This is a genomic window from Streptomyces sp. NBC_00663 (assembly GCF_036226885.1).
GTDB lineage: Bacteria > Actinomycetota > Actinomycetes > Streptomycetales > Streptomycetaceae > Streptomyces.
This window is the reverse complement of sequence record NZ_CP109027.1, coordinates 2,979,748-3,005,444: the sequence shown is the minus strand read 5'-3', so window position 1 is coordinate 3,005,444 and position 25,697 is coordinate 2,979,748. Positions and strand designations below refer to the sequence as shown.

Genomic DNA, 25,697 nt, shown 5'->3' with positions numbered 1-25,697 from the left:
ATGCGCAACAGACGTCTCAGGAGATACTTCTCCGCGAACCCCCTGCTGGCCCTGAGCGTGGTGGCGGCATCGGCCACCCTGGTCCCCCTGGCCTCCTCGGACCCCGCCGTGCGGACGGCCCCCACCGCCGCGGACGGCACGACGCCTCGCCTGTTCTCCGCACCCGGCAAGGAATTGGGTTCGGGCTACGCCTCGTCCTCGGACGAGATCGTGCAGGCGACCGGTGACGCCGAGGGACTGCACATCCTCGCGGCGCGGGAGAGCGACGGGTTCTCCTTCTACGAGATCGCCCGGCTCGACCGCAAGGAACTGTCCGAGGTCGGACCGTGGACCGGCTACGTCTGCACCACGGCATCGGGGAACTACGCGGCGGCGGTCTACGCGCCGTCGGCCTGGTCCAACGAGCCCGGTGCGTACGAGAGCGGCGCGTTCGCCGCGGTGATCCGGCTCTCCGACGGCAAGGTCACCGAGATTCCCGACCGGGTGCAACTGGCCTACTACGCACCCGGCTGCGGAGCCGGCGACCAGGTGGCCTTCACCTCCAGTTCGGCCACCGACCGGACCATCGGCTCGACGACCGTGACAACGGTCGACGCGGCCACCGGATCCGTGTCCTCCCGCCGCACGATCAAGGGCCATCTGACGCACGTCACGCCCACACAGAAGGGCACCGTCGGCGTGCTCGGGAGCGACCTCGTCGACCTGAAGGGCGACGGCAAGAAGCTGTCCGCCCGCAAACTCGCCGCGGTGCCGGGCCCGATGTTCGCCCTGACCGCCTCGAAGAACGGCACCGTGGACATCGGCACCGTCGACGGCGAGAGCAGCGTCATCTCCCGCTTCGACGGAAAGGACTTCACCGAACTCGGCCGCGCCCCCAAGGGGAAGGTGAAACTCCTCCCGGTGGCCGACGGCGACGCCGTCGTCGGCGATGTGGCGGGCATCGACACCAGCGAGGCACCGGGGCTCGCCAAGCACGCGGTGAGCGGCCGTGTGGCCGGGATCTCCCGGCAGGGGCACCTGGTGACCAACTCGGTGTTCTCCGAGCAGATGAAGGGCATCACCACCACGATCGGCTCGCCCTCGGCCAAGGGCGCCGGATCACTGTCCGTCAAGGCGACCGCGCTCAGGACCGGCGCCAAGGCGACGACACTCGTGGACGCCGACCGGAAACGGCCGAAGCCGGATTCCTCGTCGTCGATGGACCCGGCCGCGTTCGTCATGGACGGCCCCGATGACACCGACCCTCTCACCTGCGGTGAGGGCGGCCCGGAATCGCAGTGCCTGTCCGGATCCGGAGCGGAGGTCCACGGCAGAATCGCGGACATGGAGACCCCCTGCATCGTCAAGCGCAACGACCCCAAGCGCCAGGCGCTCCAGGCCAGCGCGAACATGGTCGAGTGGGCGGTCGACCAGGCCGTGCACGGAGAGCTGACGATGTCCCGCCCCGCGGACTGGCACGACACCGGTCTGGGCGCCTACACCCCGCAGGGCCTGTTCCCGAAGCCGAAACTGACCGGTGGAGGTGAGATTCCCGCACAGATCATGCTGGGTGTCCTCGCCCAGGAGTCCAACTTCAAGCAGGCGTCCTGGCACTCCGTGAACGGTGACTCGGGCAATGTCACCAAGTCCGACTGGTTCGGCAACGGAAACGGCATCCACTACTACCCCGACCGGGCCTCAGCCGACTGCGGCTACGGCATCGCCCAGGTGACGACCCGTATGTCCGAGAAGGACACCGAGCAGTACGACGCCCTGCACTCCGGTGCCATCACGACCGACTACGCGGCCAACATCGCCGCCGGCCTGGAGATCCTGGGCGAGAAGTGGAACCAGCTCAAGGCCCTGGGCATGAACGCCAACACCGGCGACCCCGCCTACATCGAGAACTGGTACATGGCGCTGTGGGGCTACAACTCCGGCGTCTACACCTCAGGTTCCGTCGGTCTGGGCTACTTCAACAACCCGATCAAGCCCGAGTACCCGGCCGACCGCGACCCCTTCCTGCGCTACAGCTATGACGACGCCTCCCACCCCGGCGACTGGAGCTACCAGGAGAAGATCCTGGGCTGGGCGGAAGTCCCGCAGATGACCTGGGACGGCGTGGCGTCGTACGTCAAACCGGACATGCCGTTCGACGTCATCACGGTCGCCCCGCTCGACGCGTTCTGCTCCCCGTCCGTCAACGCGTGCAACCCGGACGCGGCCGATCCCTGCCCGAGCTGGGACGCGGCGTGCTACTGGGACAGCAGCGTGGACTGGATGGGTTCGCAGAGCACCGCCAACTCCACTACCGAGACCCTCCGTTACTCCCTCGGCTCGGGCGAGCCCGAACTCCAGAGCAAGTACGGTCACGGGCCGTGCATCGACCACCCGAGCGTCTACACCAACGCGATCATCGTCGATGACCTCGGTGAGCACGAGGACACCTACGGCTGCGGGGACTTCGAGGGAGCCTGGGACGGCAAGTTCACCCTCCAGGTCGGTGACAACATCACGACGCAGCGGGACAACGGCTCCTACCGCGCGACCCCCTACATCGCCCCCATCGACCTGCACCAGCTCGGCGCCGGGTACGACCACCACGTCTACTTCACGCACAACTACCCGGACACCGACTACTTCCACAAGGTGACCGGCCGGTGGCAGGTCAACCCGAACAAGCTCCCCGCCGGAGACGACTTCGGGCAGCGCTACAAGGTCTTCGTCCATCTGCCCAGCCACGGCGCCGAAGCGGTCGTCCGCTACAACTTCATCCCGGGCGACAACACGGCCGGTGCCAAGCCGGACTACTGCAACGTCAACCAGGGGACCCGAAGCAACGGCCAGGAGACCTGGTTCGAGATGGGCACGTTCAGCTTCTGGAAGGGCGGCCGGATCGAGGCGGACAACCTCCACTCCGCCGGCACCGGGGACGACAACGTGGTGTTCGACGCGATCGCCTTCGTTCCGTTCACCACCGCCGATCCCGGCCCGTGCAACCTCGTCGACGGTGGCGTGTGATGCGCGCGGCCCTGCGTGTTCCCGTCGTGCTGATGACCGTCGTCATCGGCACGGCGGGAGCCGTCTCGTGCAGCCGGAGCACCCCCGAGCCGGCAGCGTCCGAGCGCACCACGGCCGCGGCGCCCCGGGCCGAGCCGTCCCCGTCGCGGACCGCGCCGCGGGCCGCCGAGCTGCCCAAGCACGCGGTGACGAGCGACCAGCAGCCCAGCTTCGGCGAGGCGGACACGATGGCCGCCGGATACTCCGGAAAGGATTTCCTCGCCGGACTCTCGAAGGACTGGAAGCTGAAGCTGGACAAACCCGTCGAGGAGGAGATGCCCGACGGAAAGAAGAGAACCTACGTCCACGGACATCGCGGGAACGCAATGACGCTCTCGGCGGGATACGCCGATCACGAGGACATGTCCTCGCTCCTGTGCAGAACCGGCACGGACCAATCCGGCGGTGTCGACTTCCTGGCGGCCTGCACCCGGATCGACGTGTCGGGAGTCGACCACGGAAAGGCGTCCTCATGGCTTGAGCAGGCGAAGCGGGAGACCGATTCCCTGTACAAGAAGAGGGTTGCCGAGACCGGAAACAAGAAGGAGTACGTCGTCAGCGGCGTGTTCGTCTCGGGGCCGGTGACGATGATTCTGCACCGGGCGTACGACAGGTACTCGCTGAGGATCCTCGGAGGTGCGGTGGCGTAGGGAAGGCGGCCGGCCCATCGAGCGAGCGTAGGTCCCTGCCGAGGTCGGCGGGGACCTGCCTTCGCGGCGGTCCGCCTAGATGGGGGAGCAGATCAGTGTGTCGGACTTCTCCTTGTACTCCTGCATGTCGCCCGCCTCCCAGCCCGCCTCCTTCAGGCTCTGCATCAGTGACGCCGTGTCGCCGCACACGACGGAACGCTGCCGGTCGAGGTAGGCCTTGACACCGTCAGCGGTCAGGTCTTCCCATGTCCGTTTGACGTCCTCGTTCTTCTCGTGCGCATAGGAGAACTCCACCCATTCCTTCTCCCGGTCCGTCAGACGGGACGTGTCGACGGGTGCGCCACTTCCCCCGCACGAGGTGGCCAGGAGCGTGCACGCCAGCACCGCGAGAGATATGTGGGCCTTCTTCAAAATTCCTCTTCCGTCGTGTCCGGTCAGATGGGATTGCACTGCTGAAGGGGAAGCGCCGTCCTGTCCGGTCCGCCCTCGGCGCCTTCCTGGAATCGGAAGGAGTAGCAGCGGTAGGCGCGTGCGGTCGAGGTGCCGAAGAAGCTGGTCTCCTCGTAGGTCGCGAAGAACTCGACGAGGGTGGTCAGCGACCGGTCCGACCGCACATAGGAGACGAGGGTGCCGTAGTTCCGCTGGGCGACGGTTCGCGTCCACGGCCGGCTCGGGTCGCCGGTCCGCAGCTCGCCCCGCACCACGTCCTCGTAGGACTCCACGTGCCGGGCCAGCTGCTCCAGTGCCTGTTTCTCATGGCGCTCGGTGGCGCTGTTCTGCCGGTGAGCCATGATCATGAGCGTCCCCGCCGCGAGCAGCACGAGGACGAAAGGCGCCATCAGGGCCACCAGGCAACCGGGGGCCGGCACCCCGCCGCGGTGGGGCCGCGACGGGGTACCGGCGGAAGAGAGAGCCCGACTCACTGGTTCTCTCGTCTGAGCGAGGCGGGACCCAGCGTCATGAACGCCTGCGCGTAGGCGCTGGTGCCGGTCTTGTTCGGGTGGTAGCTCTCCCTGCTGAGGCAGCTGTCCCCCCAGAACCACCAGCACAGTGGCGTCTTGGGGTCGTCATGGTGGAAGTCGCCGTCACCGTTCGGCCCGGCCACCACCCCGTTGATGCCTTCCGTCGCGTCGCAGATGCGCTTGCCCTCGAACGCGGACTGCGGGGACCGGTAGTGCACGTTCTCCGCGGACATGGAGGCCGCGAGCGCGCTCTGCTTGTCCTCGAAGTACTGGGCCATGTCGTTGAGGATGACACGCTGCGACGCACTCACCAGGGTGGAGCAGGCCTCCGTGCGACTGAAGAGCAGCGGGTACCCCATCAGGGAGATCGACGCGTTCGGCGCCGCGGCATGGATGTCGCTCAGCAAGGTCGCGGTCTTCGCCACGGTCGCGTCGATGTCCGCCTGCATCGAGGCCTCGGAGGGACATCCGCTCTCCACACAGGCCTGGATCTTCCTGTCGAACTGGGCGTCGTTGCCGCCGATGGTCAGCATCACCAGGGTCGTGTCCGAGCTGAGCACCCCCGAGTCGAGCTGCAACTTCTCGTGGAAGTTGCCGTCGAAGCCCCAGGTCTCCTTCCCCGTGCTGCTGTCTATCGGTGAGCCCGACGCCGCCTGCCATGTCTTGGCTCCGGAACAGGCGACGAACTGGAAGTCGAGACTGGCGTCGTAGCTGTCCGCGAGCGCCGCGACGGTCTGCGTCTGGTTCGGCAGGGTCACCTTGCGCGGCCAGGCGTTCGGGCTGCGCCGGCAGGCGTTCCAGCTGGTCTCGCCGTGATCGCGGTCGCTGACGGGGTAGTAGTCCCCCGAGCCCTCGCCGGAGGTGTAGGAGTCGCCCATGGCGACCACCATGTCCTGCGGTTTGCCCGGGAGCGATTGGAAGGCGACCGAGGTGAACGCCACATCCTCGTCGGCGGTGCCGTCGTCGGTGGTGTTCGTGAGTTCCACCTGGGGTGTTCCGGTGAAGTGGTACACGCCGAGTTCGGCCCAGGTGTTCTCGCCGTAGTGGGTGTTGAGGTAGCGCTGCCGGTCGCCGCCCGCCACGCCGTGGATGGTGTAGTGGGCCTGCTGGGTGTGGGCGCCGGTGTCGGGCAGATGCACGAACACCCGGGCCCAGCCGTTCAGGTTCTGGCCGAGGGTCCAGGTGCCCTTGACGGTCATCACCCCGGTGTCGCCGCCGAGGTGGGCGCTGTTACGGGTGTGGGCGTACCAGAAGTGGCCGTCGTAGCCGCCGCCGATCTGGTACAGGTCGCCCTTCGCCTCGTACTGCCCGAGACCGGGCCCGACCGAGCCGTCGTTGTTGAAGGTGAACTGGAAGCTTCCGTCGTCGGTGCCGGTCGATCCGCAGGTGCTGTAGGTGTTCGTGTTGTCGGCTACGGAGTTCACGATCAGCGCGCCCGAGGGCAGTTTGTTGGCGCTGTCGCCGGCGCAGGTCGGGGTGCCGTACTGGAGCCGGTAGCCGCGGCCCGGTTCGGAGACCAGGGTCTGGTATTTGATGTTCTCGTTGCCACAGGTCGAGATGCAGTCGTCTTTCCAGGTCACGTTGGACTGGTGCCACCAGTACTGCGTGTAGCAGTCGGCGTCCGGGCAGTCGGGCGGGTTGTCGGAGTCGCAGTTGTTGGCGGAGTTGCAGAAGGTGCTCAGGGGCGGCTTGATGCGGCTGCGGTCGGCCTCGGTGGCCCACCAGGCGGGGCGGAAGCCCGCCGAGGAGTAGCCGGTCTCACCCGGCCAGTCCTGGCGGCCGGAGGTGGCGTAGGAGAAGCCGGTGTCGATCGACCAGGCGGACCAGCCCAGCACCTTCTCCTCGTAGGGCCAGTACTGCGGATGGGCGGCGTCCCAGGGCCAGTTGCCCGGGTCCACCGACATGTCCATGAACGGGTCGCGGTCCGGCGGGTACGCCGGGTTGGCGGGGTTGTTGTACCAGCCCAGGCCCCAGTTGCCGTTCTGGGTCTCGGCGGAGCGGGGATTGAAGCCGAGGTTGTAGTTCCACAGGGCGGCGAACCAGTTCTCGGGCTTGGCCGGGTCGTCGTTGTTGACGGTGATCGTCTGGTTCGACTCGTGGAGCTCGTTCCATTTGTCCGCGAGGATGTACAGCGAGGCGGCGACGTTCACCGTGTAGTCCAGGGCGACCGCGCGCTGGGTGGAGGCGGGCAGGGCGGTCTCGCCGTCCTTCTCGTGGCCCGCCAGCCGCATGCCGTCGGTGACCTGTCCGACGCCGTAACCGCAGTCGGAGTTCGCCCAGTTGATCTTCCAGTACGACGCCGGGTCGTCGCCCTTGTGGCCGTAGAAGCCGGCGTAGGAGGCCAGCGGGTTGCCCATCTGGCCCGGGATCGAGCCCGGTTCGGCCTGCCACAGGTTCGACTCCTGGGCCATCACGCCGAGCAGCACGTTCGCCGGGATACGGCCGCTGGTGCCGTTCAGGGTCGGGCGGGGGAAGAGGCCCTGCGGGTCGATGGTGCCGATCCCGATCTGGTCACGCCAGCCGCCCTGGGTGATCCGGCTCGCGCGCAGTTCGTAGCGTACGGCCATGTCGACGGCCCACTCGACCTGGTTCGGAGTGGGCTGAAGGGCCTGGGAGTTGACGTCGTTGCGGGGGACCGAGCACCAGCGGTCGGTGTCGATCGGGTCGTTCGCCCGGGAGTCGGCGGCGGTGAGGCCGGCGGAGGCGGCGGTGCCGGTGAGGGCGGGGGACACGGAGGTGTCGCCGCTGTCCGCCGTGGTCTGCGCCACCGACTGGGTGATCTCCTCGCCCGTGGTGGTGGCGGTGGACGTCACGGTGGTCGGCTCGCCGTCGGCCACGGTGTCCGGTGCGCCCTCCGTGGTGCTCTCCGACGCGGAGCCGCTCTGCGCGAAGCCCTTGCCCGCGTCCTTGATCCGGGTCAGGCCGTGGCGGACGCCGGGGGTGAGGACGGGGTCGACGGCGAGCCGTCCCAGGGTGGAGACCTCTGTGTGGGCGGGGGCGTCCAGGAGGGTGACGCCGGTGTCCTTCAGCCGGGTGCCGGCGGGCTTCCCGGTCAGGAAGACCCGGCCCTCGACGCCCTGGCGCAGATCCATGTCGCCGAGCTTGCCGGAGGCGATCACGGAGGGGTTGCCCTGCCCGCGCCACAGCTTGGCGCGTGCGGTGGAGTCGCCCTGGCGGTCGAGGAAGGCGACGTGCCCGTCGCCGGTGGGCCGGATGTCGAAGGGCGGGCTGTCGGCGGTGGCGAGCGTCGTCGCCCGGCCCTTCTCATCGAGATGGACCAGTTGGTCGCCGCGTGCGCCGATCGCCCCGTCCTCGACGGGCACCGCGCTGGTGATCTCGCCCTTGGCCACGGCCGAACCGACCGTCTTCCCGGCGGTGTCGACCGTGACCACCCGGCTCTTCGTCTTCGCCGGGTCGTTCATGTCGCGGAAGGCGGTGAACGCGGCCGTGTGCGTGACCGTGTTGCAGGACGGGTCGAAGTACGCGAGCGACGCGGTGAACGGCAGCTTCACCACCGCGCCGGTGGAGGTGTTGACGACGGCCGCGAACGCGCCGCCCTGCATCAGGTCGGGCTTGTTGGTGAAGGTGCGCGGCGCGTACACGACGGCGACATGACCGGCGTCCATGACGCACTGGTTGCCGATCCAGGTGTCCGCCGTCAGCGTCGGCTCCGCCAGGGAGGCGACGGTCTTCCAGGCGTACGCCTTCGACGAGTCGGCGACCAGGATCTTCAGGCCGTCGGTGTCGGCTGCGCTGGTCACCGCCCGGTCCTTGGACGCCTTCCAGCCTGTGCCGAGCGTCTTGCCCGGATCGTCGACACCGGCCGCGGGCGGCGCGGACGAGGCGGACGGTTCCGGTGACGAGGGCGGTGTCGTCTCGGCGGCGAGTGCCGGCGTGGCGGCCGGTACGAGGCCGAACACCGTCAGGGCCGCGGCCGTCAGTACGAGGGACGGATGTGCTCTACGTCTCAGCCTCAAGAGTGCTCCTGGGTCCGGAGGAGAAGGTGACTGCCATCCGAACACTGGATCGAAGCGCTTCAACGATCGCCGAGTCAACGGCGATAAATAGCGGCGGATTCGCTCCCAGAAAGGTGAACTCGCGTCAAAACGGGCACCCTTGAAAGGGGTAAAGCCCTATGTAACCCCCCGCCCTGGCGGAGGAAAAGGTTAGGTAAATCCGCCCGCGGTCAAAACGGTGATCCGACCTCTGGCGAGGAGCGTCACGCCAGGCTGTCCCGCCACGCCCGGTGCAGATCCGCGAACCGGCCCGTGCCCGCGATGAGTTCGGCCGGAGAGCCGTCCTCGACGATCCGGCCGTGCTCCATCACCAGGACCCGGTCGGCGATCTCCACCGTGGACAGCCGGTGCGCGATGACGACCGCCGTCCGGCCGTGCAGCACCGTCGACATGGCGCGCTGCACCGCCCGTTCGCCGGGGATGTCGAGGGAGCTGGTCGCCTCGTCGAGGATCAGCACCGCCGGATCGGCGAGCAACGCCCGCGCGAAGGCCACCAGTTGACGCTGACCCGCCGAGATACGGCCGCCGCGCTTGCGTACGTCCGTGTCGTAGCCGTCGGGCAGGGCGCTGATGAACTCGTGGGCGCCGATCGCCTTCGCGGCCCGCTCGATCTCCTCGCGGGAGGCGTCGGGGCGGCCGATGGCGATGTTGTCGGCGACCGTGCCGGAGAAGAGGAAGGCCTCCTGCGTCACCATGACGACCCCGCGCCGCAGTTCGGGCACGGACAGGTCGCGCAGGTCGACACCGTCGAGCAGGACCCGGCCCTCGGTGGGGTCGTAGAAGCGGGCGAGGAGCTTGGCGAGAGTCGACTTGCCGGCGCCCGTGGAGCCGACGACCGCCACCGTCTGCCCGGCCGGGAGCGTGAGGTCGAAGGAGGGGAGGACCTCGCCGCCGGTGCGGTAGGCGAAGCGGACGTCGTCGAAGACGACCTCGCGGCCAGGGTGCTCGGACTCCAGGGGCGGGAGTTCGCGGGGCGTGGCCGGCTCGGGGACCGACGGGGTCTGTGCCAGCAGGCCCGCGATCTTCTCCAGCGAGGCCGCCGCCGACTGGTAGGAGTTGAGGAACATGCCCAGGCGGTCGATCGGGTCGTACAGCCGGCGCAGATACAGCACCGCCGCCGCCAGCACCCCCAGCTCCAGCGAGCCGCCCGCCACCCGGTAGGCGCCCCACAGCACGATCAGCGCGACCGCCGTGTTGGCGACCAGCCGGGATCCGACGACATAGCGGGCCATCTCCAGCAGCGCGTCGCCGTTGGTGCGTTCGTGACGCTTGTTCAGTACGGCGAAGTCGGCGTCGTTGGCGGCCTCGCGCCTGAACGCCCGCACCGGGCGGATGCCGTTCATCGTCTCAACGAACTTCACGATCACGGCGGCGATGGCCGTGGACCGCAGCGTGTACACACGGCCCGCGCGCTGCCGGTACCGCCGTACCAGAAGGTAGAGCGGCGCGAACGACGCCACCGCGACCGCGCCGAGGCCGAGGTCCAGCCAGAGCAGCAGCGCGGAGATGTAGACGAAGGACAGGATGACCGTGATCAGCTCCTGGAGGCCCTCGCTGAGGAGTTCGCGCAGCGACTCGACGTCCGTGGTGGAGCGGGAGATCAGCCGGCCCGAGGTGTAGCGCTCGTGGAAGTCGACGCTGAGCGCCTGGGCATGGCGGAAGATCCGGCCGCGCAGGTCGAGGAGGACGTCCTGGTTGATCCGGGCCGAGGCGCGGATGAACGCGTACTGCAAGCCCCCGGACGCCACCGAGCACAGCAGATAGGCCACGCCGACCGCCATCAGCGGCCCGTGCCGGTCCTCCCGGAACGCCGGTACGGCACGGTCGATCGCGTACGCCACCAGCAGCGGGCCCGCCTGCACCGCCGCCTGCTGGAGCAGCAGCAGAAGGGTCGTGCCGATCACCCGGGCCCTCATCGGCGCGAGCAGGGAGCGCAGGAGGAGGGAGGTCGCGCGGGGCGGGGTGGGCAGGACGTCACGGTCGAAGGGGTCGCCGCCGCCCGCGTTCTTCGGGACTTCCGGTTCCTCGTCGTCGGCGGGGGCGGGCGCGGCCGTCGTCGGCGCGGTCATCGGGCGTCCTCCGTTTCCTCGGAGCCGGACATGAGGGGATCGTCGGAAGCCGACCTGACAAGCCCCTCGGAGCCCGACATGAGATGGGCGTACTCGGCGTTGGTCCGCAGCAGTTCGTGGTGGGTGCCGACGGCGGTGATACGGCCCTTCGACAGCAGCGCCACCCGGTCGGCGAGCAGCACGGTCGACGGTCGGTGGGCCACGATCAGGGCGGTGGTGTCCGCGAGCACCTCGCGCAGGGCGGCCTCGACCGCGGCCTCCGTGTGCACGTCCAGCGCGGACAGCGGGTCGTCCAGGACGAGGAACCTGGGCCTGCCGACGACCGCGCGGGCCAGTGCGAGGCGCTGGCGCTGGCCGCCGGAAAGGCTCAGGCCCTGCTCGCCGATCCGGGTGTCGGTGCCCTGGGGGAGGGCGTGCGCGAAGTCGGCCTGCGCGATGGACAGGGCACGGTCCAGTTCATGGTCGGCGGCGCCCATCAGGACGTTCTCGCCGACGCCGGCCGAGAAGAGAGTGGGTTCCTCGAAGGCCATGGAGACCAGGGAGCGCAGCTCTTCGCGGGACATGGCGGCGATGTCCACGCCGTCGAGGGTGATGCGGCCCTCCGTCAGCTCGTGGAGGCGGGGGACGAGGGCGGTGAGGGTGGTCTTGCCGCTGCCGGTCGCGCCGACCAGGGCCATGGACTCGCCGGGGCGGATGTGGAGGTCGACGAGGTCGAGGGTGGGCGCGGAGTCCGGGGCGGCGTCGGGGTAGCGGAAGCGGACGTTGTGGAACCGGAGGCCGGTGCTCTGGGCGCTCTTGGCACGCGCGCCGGAGACGACGGTGTCCTCCGGCGCCTCGTCCATCACCTCGAAGTACCGCTCCGTCGCACTCGCCGCGTCCTGGCTCATCGCCAGCAGGAAGCCGATGGAGTCGATCGGCCACCGCAGTGCCAGCGCCGTCGACAGGAACGCCACCAGCGTCCCCGCCGACAGCTCCCCGTCCGCCACCTGCACCGACCCAAGGACCAGCGCCGCCCCGATCGCCACCTCCGGCAGCGTCACGATGACGGTCAGGATCGCCGCGAGCAGCCGCGCCTTGCGCAGCTCCGTCCCGCGCAGCGTCCGGGACAGTTCCCAGAACGCCCGCGCCTGGCTGCGATGCCGGCCGAACCCCTTGATGATGCGGATGCCGAGGACGCTCTCCTCGACGACGGTCGTCAGATCGCCGACCTGGTCCTGGGCCTGCCGGGCCACGGAGGAGTACCGCTGCTCGAAGAGCAGACAGGAGACGATCACCGGGAGCGCGGGCCCCAGGATCACCAGCCCGAGCGTCCAGTCCTGGATCAGCATGATGATCACGCCCGCCAGGATCGTCACGCTGTTGACCAGCAGGAACGTCAACGGGAACGCGAGGAACATACGCAGCAGCATCAGATCGGTCGTGCCCCGCGACAGCAGCTGGCCGGACGCCCAGCGGTCGTGGAAGGCCACCGGCAGCCGTTGCAGATGCCGGTAGAGATGCGCTCTCATCTCCGCCTCGACATGCGACAGCGGCCGGGCCACCAGCCACCGCCGCAGCCCGAACAGCAACGCCTCCCCGAAGCCCAGCAACAACAGGAACAGCGCGCCGAGCCACACACCCGCCGGGTCCCGGTCGGCGACCGGGCCGTCCACCATCCACTTCAGGACGAGCGGGATCACCAGGCCGGTACAGGAGGCGAGGACCGCGACGAACGCGGCGGTGAACAGCCGCGCCCGCACCGGTCTGACGTACGGCCAAAGGCGCAGCAGAGTCCTGACTGCGGAGCGTTTCCTGGTAGTTGCACGTGTCGTGGGCATCAGCAGCGAGCCTACGGATCGGCACTGACAACGCCCACCGGGTTTTGGCCGGACCGGGGTCGGGCGTTGGTCCTACGACCTGCGTGTTCGAGGGGTCGTACCGCGGCATCAACCGATCGGTTGATGCCCGTTCGAGCGCGACGGCCGATGTGCCCGCACCCCGCTCCCCGCGACGCTGAGGTCATGTCCGTCATCGAAGTCAGCGAACTGCGCAAGGCCTACGACGGCCGACCCGTCGTCGACGGTGTCTCCTTCGCCGTCGAGGAGGGCGAGATCTTCGGCGTCCTCGGCCCCAACGGAGCCGGCAAGACCACCACCGTCGAGTGCGTCGAGGGCCTGCGGGTCCCCGACGCCGGCCGGGTCCGGGTCACCGGCCTCGACCCGGTCGCCGACCACGAGAAGGTCGCCCGCGTCCTGGGCGCCCAGCTCCAGCAGAGCGAACTCCAGGCCAAGCTCACCGTCCGCGAGGCCCTGGAGCTGTACGCCTCCTTCCACGTCCGCCCCGCCGACTGGCGGCCCCTCGCCGAACGCCTCGGCCTCACCGGGAAACTCACCACCCGGTTCGCCAAGCTGTCCGGCGGGCAGAAACAGCGCCTGCTCATCGCGCTCGCGCTCATCGGCGACCCCCGGATCGTCGTCCTCGACGAACTCACCACCGGCCTCGATCCCCGCGCCCGCCGCGACACCTGGGAACTCATCGAGGACGTCCGCGCCGGCGGCGTCACCGTCCTGCTCGTCACCCACTTCATGGAGGAGGCGCAGCGGCTGTGCGACCGGATCGCGGTGATCGACAAGGGGCGGGTCGCCGCCCTGGACACCCCGGCCGGTCTCATCCGCCGCTCGGCGGGCGCCACGGTGATCAGCTTCACCCCGTCCGCGCCGCTGGACGACCGTGACCTGAACAGCCTCCCGGGGCTGGCCTCCCGCGCGCACCACGACGGCCGCGTCACCCTGTCCGGCACGGACGAGACGGTCAGCGCCGTACTGACGCTCCTCGCCCGGCTCCACATCACCGCCCACCAGCTCCGCGTCACCGAGGCCACCCTCGACGACGCGTTCCTCGACCTGACGAAGGAGGCAGCGGCATGAGCACCGCCGCCGTACCGAAGGGGAGCCGCGGCATGAACACCGCTGTCCTGCGCACCGAGATCCGCCTCTTCCGCCGTGAACCCGGCGCCCTCTTCTGGATCCTGCTCTTCCCGACCCTGCTGCTGGTGATCCTGGGCTCGGTCCCGTCCTTCCGGCACGCGGAGGCCGACCTCGGCGGGCTGCGGACCATCGACGTCTACGTGCCCGTGGCCGTCCTGCTCGGTCTGATCGTGAGCGGATTGCAGGCGATGCCACAGACCCTCACCGGCTACCGCGAGCGCGGCATCCTGCGCCGGATGTCCACCACTCCGGTCCGCCCCTCCGCCCTGCTCACCGCCCAGATGACGGTGTTCGCCGGGGCGGCCCTGGCCTCCGCGCTGCTGGCCCTCGCCGTCGGCCGGCTCGCCTTCGACGTACGCCTGCCCGAGCAGCCCCTCGGCTATCTCCTCGCCCTGGTCCTGGCCGTGCTCGTCGCCCTCGCCCTCGGCGCGGTGGTCTGCGCGCTGTCCCGGACCACGAAGATCGCCGGTGCCATCGGCTCCGCCGTGTTCTTCCCGGCGATGTTCTGCGCGGGACTGTGGGCGCCGGTGCAGACCATGCCGGACGTCCTCGCCCGGATCGTCGGCTACACCCCGTTCGGCGCGGCGGCCGAGGCGCTGAACCGGGCCGCGGCGGGCGACTGGATCGGCTGGACCCATCTGGGCGTCCTCGTCGCCTGGACGGTCCTGCTGACGGCCGGCGCCGCGCGCTGGTTCCGCTGGGAGTAGGCGGTCCACCGTGCAGACTGGGGAGATGACCGCGGTGGACGAGCAGATCGAGCGGCGCTGGAACCAGTTCCACACCTGGGGCGCCTACGGGCTGCTCGCCATCGGCACCTTCCTCTCGGCCGTCACCGGCGACCTGATGATGGGGCCCGCCGAGTGGTACGCGGCCGGGGCCCTGGTGATCGCCGCCCTCGTGCTCCAGCTGTGGCACGGACCCCGCCGGGGCCGCCGCGTCCCGTCCCGGCGCGGGGTCGTCTACTACGTCCTGCGCTGGGCCATCGCCTTCGTCCTCACCTGGATCAACCCGTTCTTCGCGTTCTACGCGGTCACCGGCTACTTCGACGCCGACGAGGTCATCCCGGGCGTACGACGGCAGCGGCTCGGGCTGTTCGCCACCTCGATCGTGGTGGCGGGCTCCCAGTCCGGCGGGCTGCCGTTCCGCAGCTGGGCCCAGGTCGCGGTGTTCTGCGGACTGCTGGTCGCCAACAACGCGCTGCTGATGGCCGTCGCCCACCTCACCTACCAGGAGGAACAGCGGTCCCGGGAACGGGCGGCCACCATCGAGGCGTTGCGCCAGGCGCTCGACGAGAACGCCTCGCTGCACTCCCAACTCCTCGTCCAGGCGCGGGAAGCGGGCGTCGCCGACGAGCGCCGACGGCTCGCCGCCGAGATCCACGACACCATCGCCCAGGGCCTGACCGGCATCATCGCCCAGCTCCAGGTCGTCGCGAACGCCCCCGACCTGGACATCGCCCGCACCCATCTGGCCCGCGCCTCCGACCTGGCCCGGCACAGCCTCGGCGAGGCCCGCCGCTCCGTGCACAACCTCGCCCCGGTGGCGCTGGAGAACGCCGGTCTCGCCGAGGCCCTGAAGAAGACGGTCGCCGACTGGGGCGAACGGACCGGCGTACGCGCCGAGTTCACCGTCACCGGCACCGCCGAGCAACTCCACGACGAGGTCTCGGCGACCCTGCTGAGGATCGTCCAGGAGGCCCTGTCCAACGCGGCCCGGCACGCCCGGGCCGACCGGGTCGGCGTCACCCTGACCTACCTCGGCGACGAGGTCATCCTCGACATCCGCGACGACGGCCGGGGCTTCGACCCCGCCACCGTCCCCGAACGCACCCGCACCGCAGGCTTCGGCCTCGACGGCATGCGCGCTCGCGCCGAACGCATCGCCGGTTCCCTCACCGTGGAGTCGGAGCCGGGGCACGGCACGGCCCTGTCGGCTCGCGTACCGTTGGTCCGCCATGACTGACTCCGCCCTGAACGACCAGGTCTCCTTGCTGATCGTCGACGACCATCCCGTCGTACGGGACGGTCTGCGCGGCATGTTCGAGAACGCCCCCGGCTTCCGGGTCCTCGGCGAGGCGTCCAACGGCGTCGAGGCGCTGGAGCGCGCCGCCGCCCTCGACCCGGACGTGATCCTGATGGACCTGCGGATGCCGGGCGGCGGGGGAGTCGACGCCATCCGCGAGCTGACCCGCCGCGCCGCCCGCGCCAAGGTCCTGGTCCTGACGACGTACGACACCGACTCCGACACCCTGCCCGCCATCGAGGCGGGTGCGACGGGCTATCTGCTCAAGGACGCCCCGCGCGACGAGCTGTTCACCGCGGTCCGCGCGGCGGCGGAGGGCCGCACGGTCCTGTCCCCGGCGGTCGCCTCCCGCCTGGTGTCAGCGGTCAGGACGCCCGGGGCTCCCGGCAACGAGCCGCTCTCCGCCCGCGAACGCGAGGTGCTGGCACTCGTCGCCAAGGGCACGTCCAACCGCGAGATCGCCCGTGAACTCTTCATCAGCGAGGCGACCGTGAAGACCCATCTCACCCACCTGTACGCCAAGTTGGGCGTCAAGGACCGCGCGGCGGCGGTCGCGACGGCGTACCAGCGGGGGATTCTCGGCTAGTCGGGGTAGGGCAGAAGGCCGGCCGCGGTCTTCTCCCACGCCGCCTTCAGCTCGGCCAGCAACTCCGGCTTGTCCGGGGCGAGATCGGCCTGTTCGCGGGAGTCGGCGGCCAGGTTGTAGAGGTGGTCGTCGTTGTCGGCGTCCCGGTAGTACTTCCAGTCGCCGCGCCGTAGCGCCCGGTTGGCCCGCACCCGCCAGAACAGGTCGCGCTCCGGCAGCTCCTCGCCGCGCAGGAGATAGCCCGCGAGGCTCGTGCCGTCCAGGGGGTACGCCGGGTCGGGGCGGGCGCCGCCGAACTCCAGCAGGGTCGCCGTCCAGTCGGGGGAGAAGTTCGGCTCGTGGCTGACCTGGTGGCCGTCGACACGGGCGGGCCAGCGCAGGATCGTCGGGACGCGGATACCGCCCTCCAGGAGGACGAACTTCTCGCCGCTGAGCGGCCAGTTGTAGGAGTAGCGCTCGCCGCCGTTGTCGCTGGCGAACACCACGACCGTGTTCTCCTCCTGCCCGGAGCGGCGCAGCGCGGCGAGCACCTCGCCGACGGCCGCGTCCAGGGACTCCACCATCTCCGCGTACTTCTCGACCGAGCCGCCGTCGTAGTGGTTGAGCGCGGCCACGACCTCCGCCTGGGACGTGGCGGCGCGGATCTTCGCCTCGATCTCGGCGCCGGTCTCCTCGTCGCCCTCCGCGAGCCAGGGCCAGTGCGGGGTGGTGAAGTTGAGGTTCAGCAGCCAGGGCCTGTCGTGTTTCCGGCCCACGTACTCGACGGCCCGCTCGGTCAGGACCTCCGTGTAGTAGCGCAGGTCCTTGTAGGTGGCGTCGCCCTCGTAGAGGTCGTAGTCGCCGAGCTGGCCGAGCTTGGAGAAGTACTCCAGCACGCCTCCGTGGTTGCCGAAGAACTCGTCCCAGCCCGACTTGGTGGGGCTGTAGTCGGGCAGCCAGCCGCAGTGCCATTTGCCGATGAGGGCGGTGGCGTAACCGGCCTTCTTCAGCAGGGAGGCGAGAGTGGGGTGGTTCGGGTCGAGGCCCTGCGTCCGGTTGCCGATCGGCTCGGCGAGCCCGCCCGGCGTACGGCCCGGATAGCGGCCGGTGTACAGGCTGAACCGGGTCGGTGAGCAGGTCGCCGACCCCGAGTACGCGTCCGTGAACCGCACGCCCTGCCGGGCCAGGCGGTCGAGGTGCGGCGTCTTGATGTGCGGGGCGCCGTACGAGGAGAGGTCGGCCCAGCCGAGGTCGTCACCGAGGATGACGAGGATGTTGGGGCGCCGGCCAGGGGAACCGGACCGCGCCTTGAACGGGCGCTCGGCGGGGGCGGGTTCGGCTTCGGCGGCCTCGGCGGCGGTGGTCGTACCGGCGACAGCGGTCACGGCACCGCCGCCGACGAGACCACCGAACGTACGGCGGGAGATCTTCGGCATACGGCCGAGTCTGATCGCCGGACAGGTGACCTGGCCAGGGATCACAGGCGGAGTTCATGGGGCTGCAACGGTCCCGCAACGCGGTCCTCAGCGGCGGGCCGGGAGAGCCTTCAGCCGGTCCAGCACCGGGTCCAGCTCACGCCTCAGCAGCTTGCGCACCGAGAACACGCTCGGCACCCGCAGCGTCGACGGATCGAAGCGCACGAACCGCGGCTGCCAGTCCGGACCGAAGACGATCACGCCCTTCAACGCGAAGTCCCAGAGCAGCCGTTTGCGGCCGCCGTTCATCAGGACCTCCCACCGGGGCCGCTCCGGACGGGCGGGCGGCGGGTACTCGGGCAGGGCGCACTGCTCCGCCACGACGGCACGGAACTCGTCGTAGGCCGTCCGGTCGCAGTAGATCAACAGCACCAGCCGCTCGGGCGGCAGTACGCGCAGGGACTCCATGAACTCCCACACCGTGCCCCGCCCCGTGCCCACCGACAGCGTCACCACCCCCGCCCGCGCGATGAGCCCGCTCACCACCCGCTGCCACTCGTCGTCGGCCACGTACATGCGCTCGGCGCCGGCCTCCGGCAGCACCTCCCCGGGGCGGCCGATCGCGAGGACCCGGCCGAGCCGCCGGAAGCGCCGGACCATGTCCTCCTCCTGTGTGCGTCCGGAGAGGAAGAAGAGGTTGGCGGCGCCCGCCCCGCCGCCGGAGAGTTCCAGGGGCATGGCGGACATGACCTGGTCGAGATCGAAGGGGCGCAGATACAGCACGTGCCCGGCCGAGTGGGCCGCCCGCAGCGGGTCGAGGATCTCGGCGGTGTGCCGTCGGCCGCTCTGCGCCCAGACCCGGCCGAGGGCGAACCCGCACCAGCCGAGGAAGAAGACGGGGACGCACACCAGCAGCGCCAGCAGCCACCCGCCCTGGTGCGAGGTGCCTTCGAGAAGGTGCCGGACACAGGCCTGGGCGACAAAGACGCTCCCCAGCCCCAGGACGGCCCCGCCCACCCGCAGCACCCACCCGACGGCGATCAGCCGCCGCCCCACGGCACGGTCCTGTCGCCCGCGCGGCGACCGGTCGTTGTTCCGCAGGAAGTACGTGTTCCCGTTGGTCACCGCCGACTCTTACCCCACGCGCAGCAGCAGAACCGCCCGCGCCGGAACCGTGATCGCCGCCCCCGCCCGGTGCACGACCTCCGGCGCCGTCCCCTGCTCCTCCCGCGAGGTGTCGACGACGACCTCGTACCGTTCCGCCCACGGCGGACCCGGCAGCACGAAGCTCGCCGGACGGTCCCCGGCGTGCAGCACGGCGAGGAAGCTGTCGTCGAGGACGGCGTCCCCGCGCTCGTCGCGGCCCGGGATGTCCCGCCCGGAGAGGTACATGCCGAGCGTGGCGGCCGGCGCGTACCAGTCGCGTTCCGTCATCTCCGCTCCCCGCGCGGTGAACCACGCCAGATCGCGCAGCCCGTCGGCGGAGTGCGCCCGCCCGGAGAAGAAGGCCCGCCGACGCAGCACCGGGTGCTGGTGCCGGAGCGCGATCAGCCGGGACGTCAGCTCGAACAGCGCCTTCCAGCCCGGCTGTTCCAGCAGCCCCCAGTCCAGCCAGCTGATCTCGTTGTCCTGGCAGTAGGCGTTGTTGTTCCCGCGCTGGGTCCGGCCCAACTCGTCACCCGCGACCAGCATCGGCACGCCCGTCGACAGCAGCAGCGTGGTGAGCAGATTGCGCAACTGCCGCCGCCGCAGCGCCCGTACACGCTCCTCGTCCGTCTCGCCCTCGGCGCCGCAGTTCCACGACCGGTTGTCGTTCGAACCGTCCCGGTTGCCCTCGCCGTTGGCCTCGTTGTGCTTGCGTTCGTACGACACCATGTCGCGCAGCGTGAAACCGTCGTGCGCGGTGATGAAGTTGACCGACGCGTACGGGCGTCGCCCGCCCCACGCGTACAGGTCGCTCGACCCCGACAGCCGGTACCCCAGGTCCCGTACGTCCGGCAGCGCACCGCGCCAGAAGTCCCGTACGGCGTTGCGATAGCGGTCGTTCCACTCCGTCCACAGCGGGGGAAAGGCGCCCACCTGATACCCGCCCGACCCCACGTCCCACGGCTCGGCGATCAGCTTCACCCGCCGCAGCACCGGGTCCTGGGCGATCACCGCGAGAAACGGGGACAGCATGTCGACGTCGTGCATCGAGCGCGCCAGCGCCGCGGCCAGGTCGAAGCGGAAGCCGTCGACGCCCATCTCGGTGACCCAGTAGCGCAGCGAGTCGGTGATGAGGCGCAGGACGTGCGGCTGTACGACGTGCAGGGTGTTGCCGCAGCCGGTGTAGTCGGCGTACCTGCGGGCGTCCGACTGGAGTCGGTAGTAGCCCCGGTTGTCGATGCCCTTCAACGACAGCGTCGGGCCCAACTCCCCCGCTTCCGCAGTGTGGTTGTAGACCACGTCGAGGATGACCTCGATCCCGGCCTCGTGCAGTGCGCGCACCATGGCGCGGAACTCGCCGACCTGCTGGCCGGTGGTGCCGGAGGCGGCGTAGGCGGCGTGCGGGGCGAAGTAGCCGATGGAGTTGTAGCCCCAGTAGTTCTTCAGGCCGCGGCGCAGCAGATGGTCCTCGTGCGCGAACTGGTGGACGGGCAGCAGCTCGACGGCCGTGACACCGAGCTTGGTGAGGTGCTCGATGGCGGCGGGATGCGCCAACCCCGCGTAGGTTCCGCGCAGTTCCTCGGGAATGCCGGGGTGCAGCTTGGTGAAGCCCCGTACATGCAGCTCGTAGATGACCGAGTCCGCCCACGGTGTCTTCGGGCGGCGGTCGTCCGCCCACTCGTCGTCGGGGGCGTCGTCGTGGACGACCACGCCCTTGGGGACGAACGGCGCCGAGTCCCGGTCGTCGCGCACGGTGTCGGCGACCTGCTGCTGGGGCCAGTCGCGGACATGCCCGTACACCTCGGGCGGCAGACTGAAGTCGCCGTCCACGGCACGGGCGTACGGGTCGAGGAGCAGCTTCGCCGGGTTCCAGCGCCCGCCGGTCCAGGGGTCCCAGCGCCCGTGCACCCGATAGCCGTACCGCTGACCCGGCATGACGCCCGGCACGAACCCGTGCCAGATCTCGTGCGTCAGCTCGGTCAGCCGGGCCCGGGTCTCCTTGCCGTGCTCGTCGAAGAGACACAGCTCGACGCCCTCCGCACCGCCCGCCCACAACGCGAAGTTGGTGCCCGCGACCCCGTCCGGACCCACCCGGAACCGGGCCCCCAACGGCACGGGCGCACCCGGCCACACGGGCACGGCCGGCGCCGACGGCGTGCGCCGCGCACCGTTCACGACAGCCGGACGTACGTCGTCGGCCACCGCCTCCTGCTCGGCTGCGCTGGACACCTCAGGCCTCCCACGGCTCGCGGAACGACGCGAAAATGAGCGCACGGCGTCCCGGCCCCGGCTCCCCGTCGCGTCGTCCTCCCCACTGTTCTGCCCAGACCTAGGCTCGCACTCACGTTTCCCCAGGGCGGGCCCCGTCGTTGGGCCCCCTGTGAGGCATGTACATGGGCGCGCTCGGCGCGCAGGGGCCGCTCTGGCCGCCGTACTGACATGGGCAGGACTGCTGGCCGGCTGCACTTCGGAGTCGGGCGGGCTCGACCTCGGCGGGCTCGGGAAACCGCCCGCACCGCAGGAGGTCATCCGGGTCACCCCGGACGACGGCACCAAGGGCGTGGAGCAGGACAGCCGGCTGCGGGTGCGTGTGCCCAGCGGGCGGCTCGAATCGGTGAGGGTGGTGAAGTACCAGGACGCGCAGGACACCCCGGTGCCCGGTCATATCTCCGAGGACGGGCTGAGGTGGGAGCCGGACGACGGGCGGCTCGCCCTCGCCGCGAAGTACACCGTCGACGCCGTCGCCCTCGACGGCCACGGCCGCCGCTCCGCCCGGCACACCACGTTCACCACCTACGTCCCCGACGAACGCTTCATCGGCTACGTCACCCCGGAGAACCGCTCCACGGTCGGCACCGGGATGATCGTCTCGCTGGGCTTCAACCGCGACATCGAGAACCGGGCGGCCGTCGAACGCGCCGTCCACGTCACCGCCAAGCCGCCCGTCGAGATCCGCCCGCACTGGTTCGACAAGGGCCGCCTCGACTTCCGCCCCGAGCACTACTGGAAGCCCGGCACCCAGGTGACGGTCTCGCTCCGCCTCCGGGACATCGAGGGCGCCCCCGGTGTCTACGGTTTGCAGTACAAGACGTTCTCCTTCACCGTCGGCCGCAGCCAGGTCTCCCTGGTCGACGCCGCCAAGCACACCATGCAGGTCAGACGGGACGACGAGCTGCTGGCCACGGTGCCGATCACGGCCGGGGCACCCCGCACCACCACCTACAACGGCAAGATGGTCATCACCGAGATGCTCGAAGTGACGCGTATGAACAGCCGCACGGTCGGCTTCGGCGGCGAGTACGACATCCCCGACGTCCCGCACGCCCTGCGGCTCACCGACTCCGGCACCTTCCTGCATGGCAACTACTGGGCGCCGGACGCCCCCGGCAAGGTCAATGTCAGCCACGGCTGTGTCGGTCTGCGGGATGTGAAGGGGGGCGGTTCGGACACCCCCGCGGGCTGGTTCTTCGACCGCAGCCTCATCGGTGACGTCGTCGAGGTCGTCCACAGTGATGACAAAAAGGTCGCTCCCGACAACGGGCTCGGAGGATGGAATATGGGATGGAAGGAGTGGAAGGCGGGCAGTGCGGTGAAGTAACCAGGTGGGGGGCCGGGTTGACGGGCGGGGCGGGGGGTCACGGTTGGGACCGAACGGTGACAATCACACCCCGCCGACGGCCGGGATCTTGCGGTTAATATGCGCCGAGTGCGCGGGACGCGCAGGGGGTTGCGGGCCTGGACCGGGCCCGGCGAGGGGAGAAGGACTTGAACGTGCGACCGATATCGGGGGCGTCGGTTGACGCACGCGTGCGGCGACGCAAGGGCTGGATGGCCGTGGTGTCCGGAGTGATGCTGGTCGCCGTCACCGCGTGCGGTGGTGGCGGCGGGGACTCGGACGGCAAGGCCGGGGCGGGCAAGGGCGAGGACGCGAGCGCCACGGAGAGCAAGCAGTCGGCGGCCGTCGTCGCCATCGCGCCCAAGGACGGCGCGAAGTCCGTGGAGACCAGTGGCGCCCTCAAGGTGAGCGCCACCAAGGGCAAGCTGACGACGGTCGAGGTCAAGACCGCCAAGGGTGACAAGGTCGACGGGAAGATATCCGCCGACGGCGCCTCCTGGACGCCGTCCACCCACCTGGCCGGTGCCACCACCTACGCGGTGCACGCGGTCGCGAAGGACTCCGAGGGCCGTGAGGCCGCCGAGGACTCCAGCTTCACCACTCTGACGCCGAAGAACACCTTCGTCGGCAACTTCACGCCGGAGGACGGCTCGAAGGTCGGCGTCGGAATGCCCTTCTCGATCCGCTTCACCCGGGGCATCACCAACCCGGACGACGTCGAGAAGGCCATCAGCATCAAGACCGAGCCGGCCGTCGACGTCGAGGGCCACTGGTTCGGCAACGACCGCCTCGACTTCCGCCCTGAGGAGTACTGGGCCGAGGGCACCAAGGTCACCGTCGACCTCAACCTCGACGGCGTCGAGGGCCGTGACGGTGTCTACGGCAAGCAGGCCAAGACGGTCTCCTTCACCATCGGCCGCAACCAGGTCTCCGTCGTGGACGCCAAGAAGCACACGATGAAGGTCATGCAGGACGGCAAGGTCGTCAAGACCCTCCCGGTCACCACCGGCAAGCCCGGCTACGACACCTGGAACGGCCAGATGGTCATCAGCGAGCGGCTCCGGGTGACCCGCATGAACGGCGAGACGGTCGGCTACGGCGGCGAGTACGACATCAAGGACGTCCCCGACGCCATGCGCCTGACCAACTCGGGCACCTTCATCCACGGCAACTACTGGGGCGGCGACGCCTTCGGCAACTACAACGCCAGCCACGGCTGTGTGGGCCTGCGCGACAACCGCGGCGGCGGCGACCGCTCCGCGCCGGCCGCGTGGTTCTTCGACCACTCGATCATCGGCGACGTGGTGGTCGTGAAGCACTCCAACGACGCCACGGTGGCCCCGGACAACGGCTACAACGGCTGGAACATGTCCTGGGCGGAGTGGAAGAAGTAGCACGCCCGTATCGCGTACGGCCCGGCCCCGGTGTGAGCTACTCCACCGGGGCCGTTGTCGTTGGTCCCCTTGCTGTGTCTGCCGGCCGGGTGTGACCGACGGCACCTTGGCCCATCGCCGTTGGTCCCCGTGCTGTGTCTGCCTGGGGGCAACCCCCAGACCCCCGGCCGGGTGTGACCGACCGCACCTTGGCCCATCGCCGTTAGTCACCGTTAACCTGCCTGCATGACCGTGACTCTCGAAGTGGCCGACGGCGTCGGCACCATTCTTCTCGACCGTCCGCCCATGAACGCGCTGGACGTCGCCACCCAGGACCGGCTCAAGGAGCTCGCCGAGGAGGCCACGCGCCGTGACGATGTGCGGGCCGTGGTGGTCTACGGCGGGGAGAAGGTGTTCGCGGCCGGCGCGGACATCAAGGAGATGCAGGCCATGGACCACACCGCGATGGTCCTGCGCGCCCGCGCCCTCCAGGACTCGTTCACGGCCGTGGCCCGCATCCCCAAGCCGGTCGTCGCGGCCGTCACCGGCTATGCGCTGGGCGGCGGTTGCGAGCTGGCGCTGTGCGCGGACTTCCGGATCGCCGCCGACAACGCCAAGCTGGGCCAGCCCGAGATCCTGCTCGGTCTGATCCCGGGCGCCGGCGGCACCCAGCGCCTGGCCCGGCTCATCGGCCCGTCCAAGGCGAAGGACCTCATCTTCACCGGCCGGATGGTCAAGGCCGACGAGGCGGAGCGGCTGGGTCTGGTGGACCGGGTCGTCCCGGCCGCCGAGGTGTACAGCGAGGCGCGGGCGTGGGCGGCGAAGCTCGCGCAGGGTCCGGCGATCGCGCTGCGGGCCGCGAAGGAGTCGATCGACACGGGTCTGGAGACGGACATCGACACCGGGCTCGCCGTCGAACGGAACTGGTTCGCGGGCCTGTTCGCCACCGCCGACCGTGAGATCGGTATGCGCAGCTTCGTCGAGGAGGGCCCCGGGAAGGCGAAGTTCCTCTGAGAACCGGGGTGGGGAAGCCGGTGGTGAAACTTCCCTGAACCACTTGCAATTGACGCGATGTCTGATCCGGGTCCCTCGATGGGGCGGTTTATGGGAGCCTTAACGCAACCTTAAGTCTGCCTTGTCGAGGGGGACCGTCGATTGCCACCAACCGAGCCTCCGCCGCAGGTCAGCGAGGCTGTCGACGGCCCCGAACTGCCGCTGGCATATGCCGATCGGAAACAGCGGAATGGTGGATTCCGGGGGGCGTATTCGGCAGGAACGGCCCCGGCGGGCGTCCGCTGCGGCCATGATGGGGGCATGGCGGGGCTGGAGGGTATCGAACAGCCGCGGGGACACGGCCGTGCGACCGCGGCGCGCTGGTCGCCCACGGTCGAGGACGAACACGCGCAGAAGGCGCTGGAGTTGTTCGGAGATCCCACCGAGGCGGAGGTTCCGCTTCCGTCCCGCCCCGAGTCCGCGGCCACGGCCCGCCGGCTGACCCAGGTCGTCGTCCTCCGCCAGTGGGGGCTCACCCCGAAGATGACCGAGGATGCCGTTTTACTCGTCTCCGAACTCGTGGGCAACGCGGTCCGGCACACGGGCGCGCGGGTGTTCGGGCTCCGGATGCGCCGGCGGCGGGGCTGGATCCGCGTCGAGGTGCGCGACCCCTCGCGCGGGCTGCCGTGTCTGATGCCGGTGCAGGAGATGGACATCAGCGGGCGGGGGCTGTTCCTGGTGGACAAGCTGTCCGACCGCTGGGGCGTCGATCTGCTGCCGCGGGGGAAGACGACGTGGTTCGAGATGCGGGTCGCCGATCGGTAGAGATGCGGGTCGCTGACCGGTAGCCAGGGCAAACCGCCCT

At 69.9% G+C, this 25,697-nt stretch carries 18 protein-coding genes; 10 read left to right on the top strand and 8 right to left on the bottom strand.

The window, feature by feature from the left end:
- Entirely contained in the window at positions 1-3,000 is a 3,000-nt protein-coding gene (locus OG866_RS13430) for a hypothetical protein (RefSeq protein ID WP_329334508.1), read from the top strand.
- Between the two features lie 185 nt (positions 3,001-3,185).
- A complete protein-coding gene (locus tag OG866_RS13425) occupies positions 3,186-3,689 on the top strand; it encodes a hypothetical protein (protein WP_329334506.1) in 504 nt (167 codons plus the stop codon).
- A gap of 75 nt (positions 3,690-3,764) precedes the next feature.
- On the opposite strand, the gene OG866_RS13420 is transcribed toward OG866_RS13425, so the two are convergent.
- The 5 genes from OG866_RS13420 to OG866_RS13400 all read right to left on the bottom strand — a co-directional run bounded on the left by OG866_RS13420 (position 3,765) and on the right by OG866_RS13400 (position 12,553).
- Complete coding sequence (locus OG866_RS13420; RefSeq protein ID WP_329334504.1) at positions 3,765-4,100, bottom strand: hypothetical protein; 336 nt, start codon at positions 4,098-4,100, stop codon at positions 3,765-3,767.
- A gap of 23 nt (positions 4,101-4,123) precedes the next feature.
- Positions 4,124-4,528, bottom strand: coding sequence for a hypothetical protein (locus OG866_RS13415; RefSeq protein WP_329334503.1), 405 nt, complete (start codon positions 4,526-4,528; stop codon positions 4,124-4,126).
- 80 nt (positions 4,529-4,608) lie between these two features.
- Positions 4,609-8,628: an SGNH/GDSL hydrolase family protein gene (locus OG866_RS13410; RefSeq protein ID WP_329334502.1), complete on the bottom strand. Its 4,020-nt coding sequence runs from the start codon at positions 8,626-8,628 to the stop codon at positions 4,609-4,611.
- A gap of 242 nt (positions 8,629-8,870) precedes the next feature.
- The gene (locus tag OG866_RS13405; protein ID WP_329334500.1) at positions 8,871-10,736 is read right to left on the bottom strand and encodes an ABC transporter ATP-binding protein; all 1,866 of its coding nucleotides are present in this window, start codon (positions 10,734-10,736) and stop codon (positions 8,871-8,873) included.
- On the bottom strand, positions 10,733-12,553 hold the full coding sequence (locus OG866_RS13400; protein WP_329334498.1) for an ABC transporter ATP-binding protein: 1,821 nt from the start codon (positions 12,551-12,553) through the stop codon (positions 10,733-10,735). The genes OG866_RS13405 and OG866_RS13400 overlap by 4 nt, the downstream gene beginning before the upstream one ends.
- 183 nt (positions 12,554-12,736) lie before the next feature.
- Between OG866_RS13400 and OG866_RS13395 the strand changes: the two genes are divergently transcribed.
- The 4 genes from OG866_RS13395 to OG866_RS13380 are packed head-to-tail and all read left to right on the top strand — an operon-like array spanning position 12,737 to position 16,310.
- Positions 12,737-13,642: an ABC transporter ATP-binding protein gene (locus tag OG866_RS13395; protein WP_329334496.1), complete on the top strand. Its 906-nt coding sequence runs from the start codon at positions 12,737-12,739 to the stop codon at positions 13,640-13,642.
- Between the two features lie 32 nt (positions 13,643-13,674).
- Positions 13,675-14,409, top strand: coding sequence for an ABC transporter permease (locus tag OG866_RS13390; protein ID WP_329344074.1), 735 nt, complete (start codon positions 13,675-13,677; stop codon positions 14,407-14,409).
- A 25-nt stretch (positions 14,410-14,434) separates the two neighbouring features.
- Entirely contained in the window at positions 14,435-15,664 is a 1,230-nt protein-coding gene (locus OG866_RS13385) for a sensor histidine kinase (RefSeq protein WP_329334494.1), read from the top strand.
- Positions 15,657-16,310 carry a response regulator transcription factor gene (locus OG866_RS13380; RefSeq protein ID WP_329334492.1) on the top strand — a complete coding sequence of 218 codons (654 nt, stop codon included), beginning with the start codon at positions 15,657-15,659 and terminating at the stop codon, positions 16,308-16,310. Before OG866_RS13385 ends, OG866_RS13380 begins: the two co-directional genes overlap by 8 nt.
- On the opposite strand, the gene OG866_RS13375 is transcribed toward OG866_RS13380, so the two are convergent.
- The 3 genes from OG866_RS13375 to glgX all read right to left on the bottom strand — a co-directional run bounded on the left by OG866_RS13375 (position 16,307) and on the right by glgX (position 21,079).
- The gene (locus OG866_RS13375) at positions 16,307-17,725 is read right to left on the bottom strand and encodes a sulfatase family protein (protein WP_329334490.1); all 1,419 of its coding nucleotides are present in this window, start codon (positions 17,723-17,725) and stop codon (positions 16,307-16,309) included. The two genes, OG866_RS13380 and OG866_RS13375, sit on opposite strands and share 4 nt — an antisense overlap.
- Positions 17,726-17,812: 87 nt before the next feature.
- Positions 17,813-18,829: a hypothetical protein gene (locus OG866_RS13370; RefSeq protein ID WP_329334488.1), complete on the bottom strand. Its 1,017-nt coding sequence runs from the start codon at positions 18,827-18,829 to the stop codon at positions 17,813-17,815.
- Between the two features lie 9 nt (positions 18,830-18,838).
- Complete coding sequence (gene glgX, locus OG866_RS13365; RefSeq protein ID WP_329334486.1) at positions 18,839-21,079, bottom strand: glycogen debranching protein GlgX; 2,241 nt, start codon at positions 21,077-21,079, stop codon at positions 18,839-18,841.
- A gap of 151 nt (positions 21,080-21,230) precedes the next feature.
- Between glgX and OG866_RS13360 the strand changes: the two genes are divergently transcribed.
- The 4 genes from OG866_RS13360 (at position 21,231) to OG866_RS13345 (ending at position 25,657) form a co-directional block, all read left to right on the top strand.
- Positions 21,231-22,448 carry a L,D-transpeptidase gene (locus OG866_RS13360; protein ID WP_329334484.1) on the top strand — a complete coding sequence of 406 codons (1,218 nt, stop codon included), beginning with the start codon at positions 21,231-21,233 and terminating at the stop codon, positions 22,446-22,448.
- 167 nt (positions 22,449-22,615) lie between these two features.
- The gene (locus tag OG866_RS13355) at positions 22,616-23,860 is read left to right on the top strand and encodes a L,D-transpeptidase (protein WP_329334482.1); all 1,245 of its coding nucleotides are present in this window, start codon (positions 22,616-22,618) and stop codon (positions 23,858-23,860) included.
- A 225-nt stretch (positions 23,861-24,085) separates the two neighbouring features.
- Positions 24,086-24,853 (top strand): enoyl-CoA hydratase/isomerase family protein, encoded by a 768-nt coding sequence (locus OG866_RS13350; RefSeq protein ID WP_329334481.1) that lies wholly within the window; start codon positions 24,086-24,088, stop codon positions 24,851-24,853.
- A gap of 300 nt (positions 24,854-25,153) precedes the next feature.
- Complete coding sequence (locus OG866_RS13345; RefSeq protein ID WP_329334479.1) at positions 25,154-25,657, top strand: ATP-binding protein; 504 nt, start codon at positions 25,154-25,156, stop codon at positions 25,655-25,657.
- The last annotated feature ends 40 nt before the right edge of the window (positions 25,658-25,697 follow it).

What these genes read in the sequence shown, in the direction of transcription:
- OG866_RS13430 (WP_329334508.1), top strand. Translation starts at nt 1, where the DNA reads ATGCGCAACAGACGTCTCAGGAGATACTTCTCCGCGAACCCCCTGCTG.
- OG866_RS13415 (WP_329334503.1), bottom strand. Translation starts at nt 4,528, where the DNA reads ATGGCGCCTTTCGTCCTCGTGCTGCTCGCGGCGGGGACGCTCATGATC.
- OG866_RS13405 (WP_329334500.1), bottom strand. Translation starts at nt 10,736, where the DNA reads ATGACCGCGCCGACGACGGCCGCGCCCGCCCCCGCCGACGACGAGGAA.
- OG866_RS13400 (WP_329334498.1), bottom strand. Translation starts at nt 12,553, where the DNA reads ATGCCCACGACACGTGCAACTACCAGGAAACGCTCCGCAGTCAGGACT.
- OG866_RS13395 (WP_329334496.1), top strand. Translation starts at nt 12,737, where the DNA reads ATGTCCGTCATCGAAGTCAGCGAACTGCGCAAGGCCTACGACGGCCGA.
- OG866_RS13390 (WP_329344074.1), top strand. Translation starts at nt 13,675, where the DNA reads ATGAACACCGCTGTCCTGCGCACCGAGATCCGCCTCTTCCGCCGTGAA.
- OG866_RS13385 (WP_329334494.1), top strand. Translation starts at nt 14,435, where the DNA reads ATGACCGCGGTGGACGAGCAGATCGAGCGGCGCTGGAACCAGTTCCAC.
- OG866_RS13380 (WP_329334492.1), top strand. Translation starts at nt 15,657, where the DNA reads ATGACTGACTCCGCCCTGAACGACCAGGTCTCCTTGCTGATCGTCGAC.
- OG866_RS13375 (WP_329334490.1), bottom strand. Translation starts at nt 17,725, where the DNA reads ATGCCGAAGATCTCCCGCCGTACGTTCGGTGGTCTCGTCGGCGGCGGT.
- OG866_RS13350 (WP_329334481.1), top strand. Translation starts at nt 24,086, where the DNA reads ATGACCGTGACTCTCGAAGTGGCCGACGGCGTCGGCACCATTCTTCTC.
- OG866_RS13345 (WP_329334479.1), top strand. Translation starts at nt 25,154, where the DNA reads ATGGCGGGGCTGGAGGGTATCGAACAGCCGCGGGGACACGGCCGTGCG.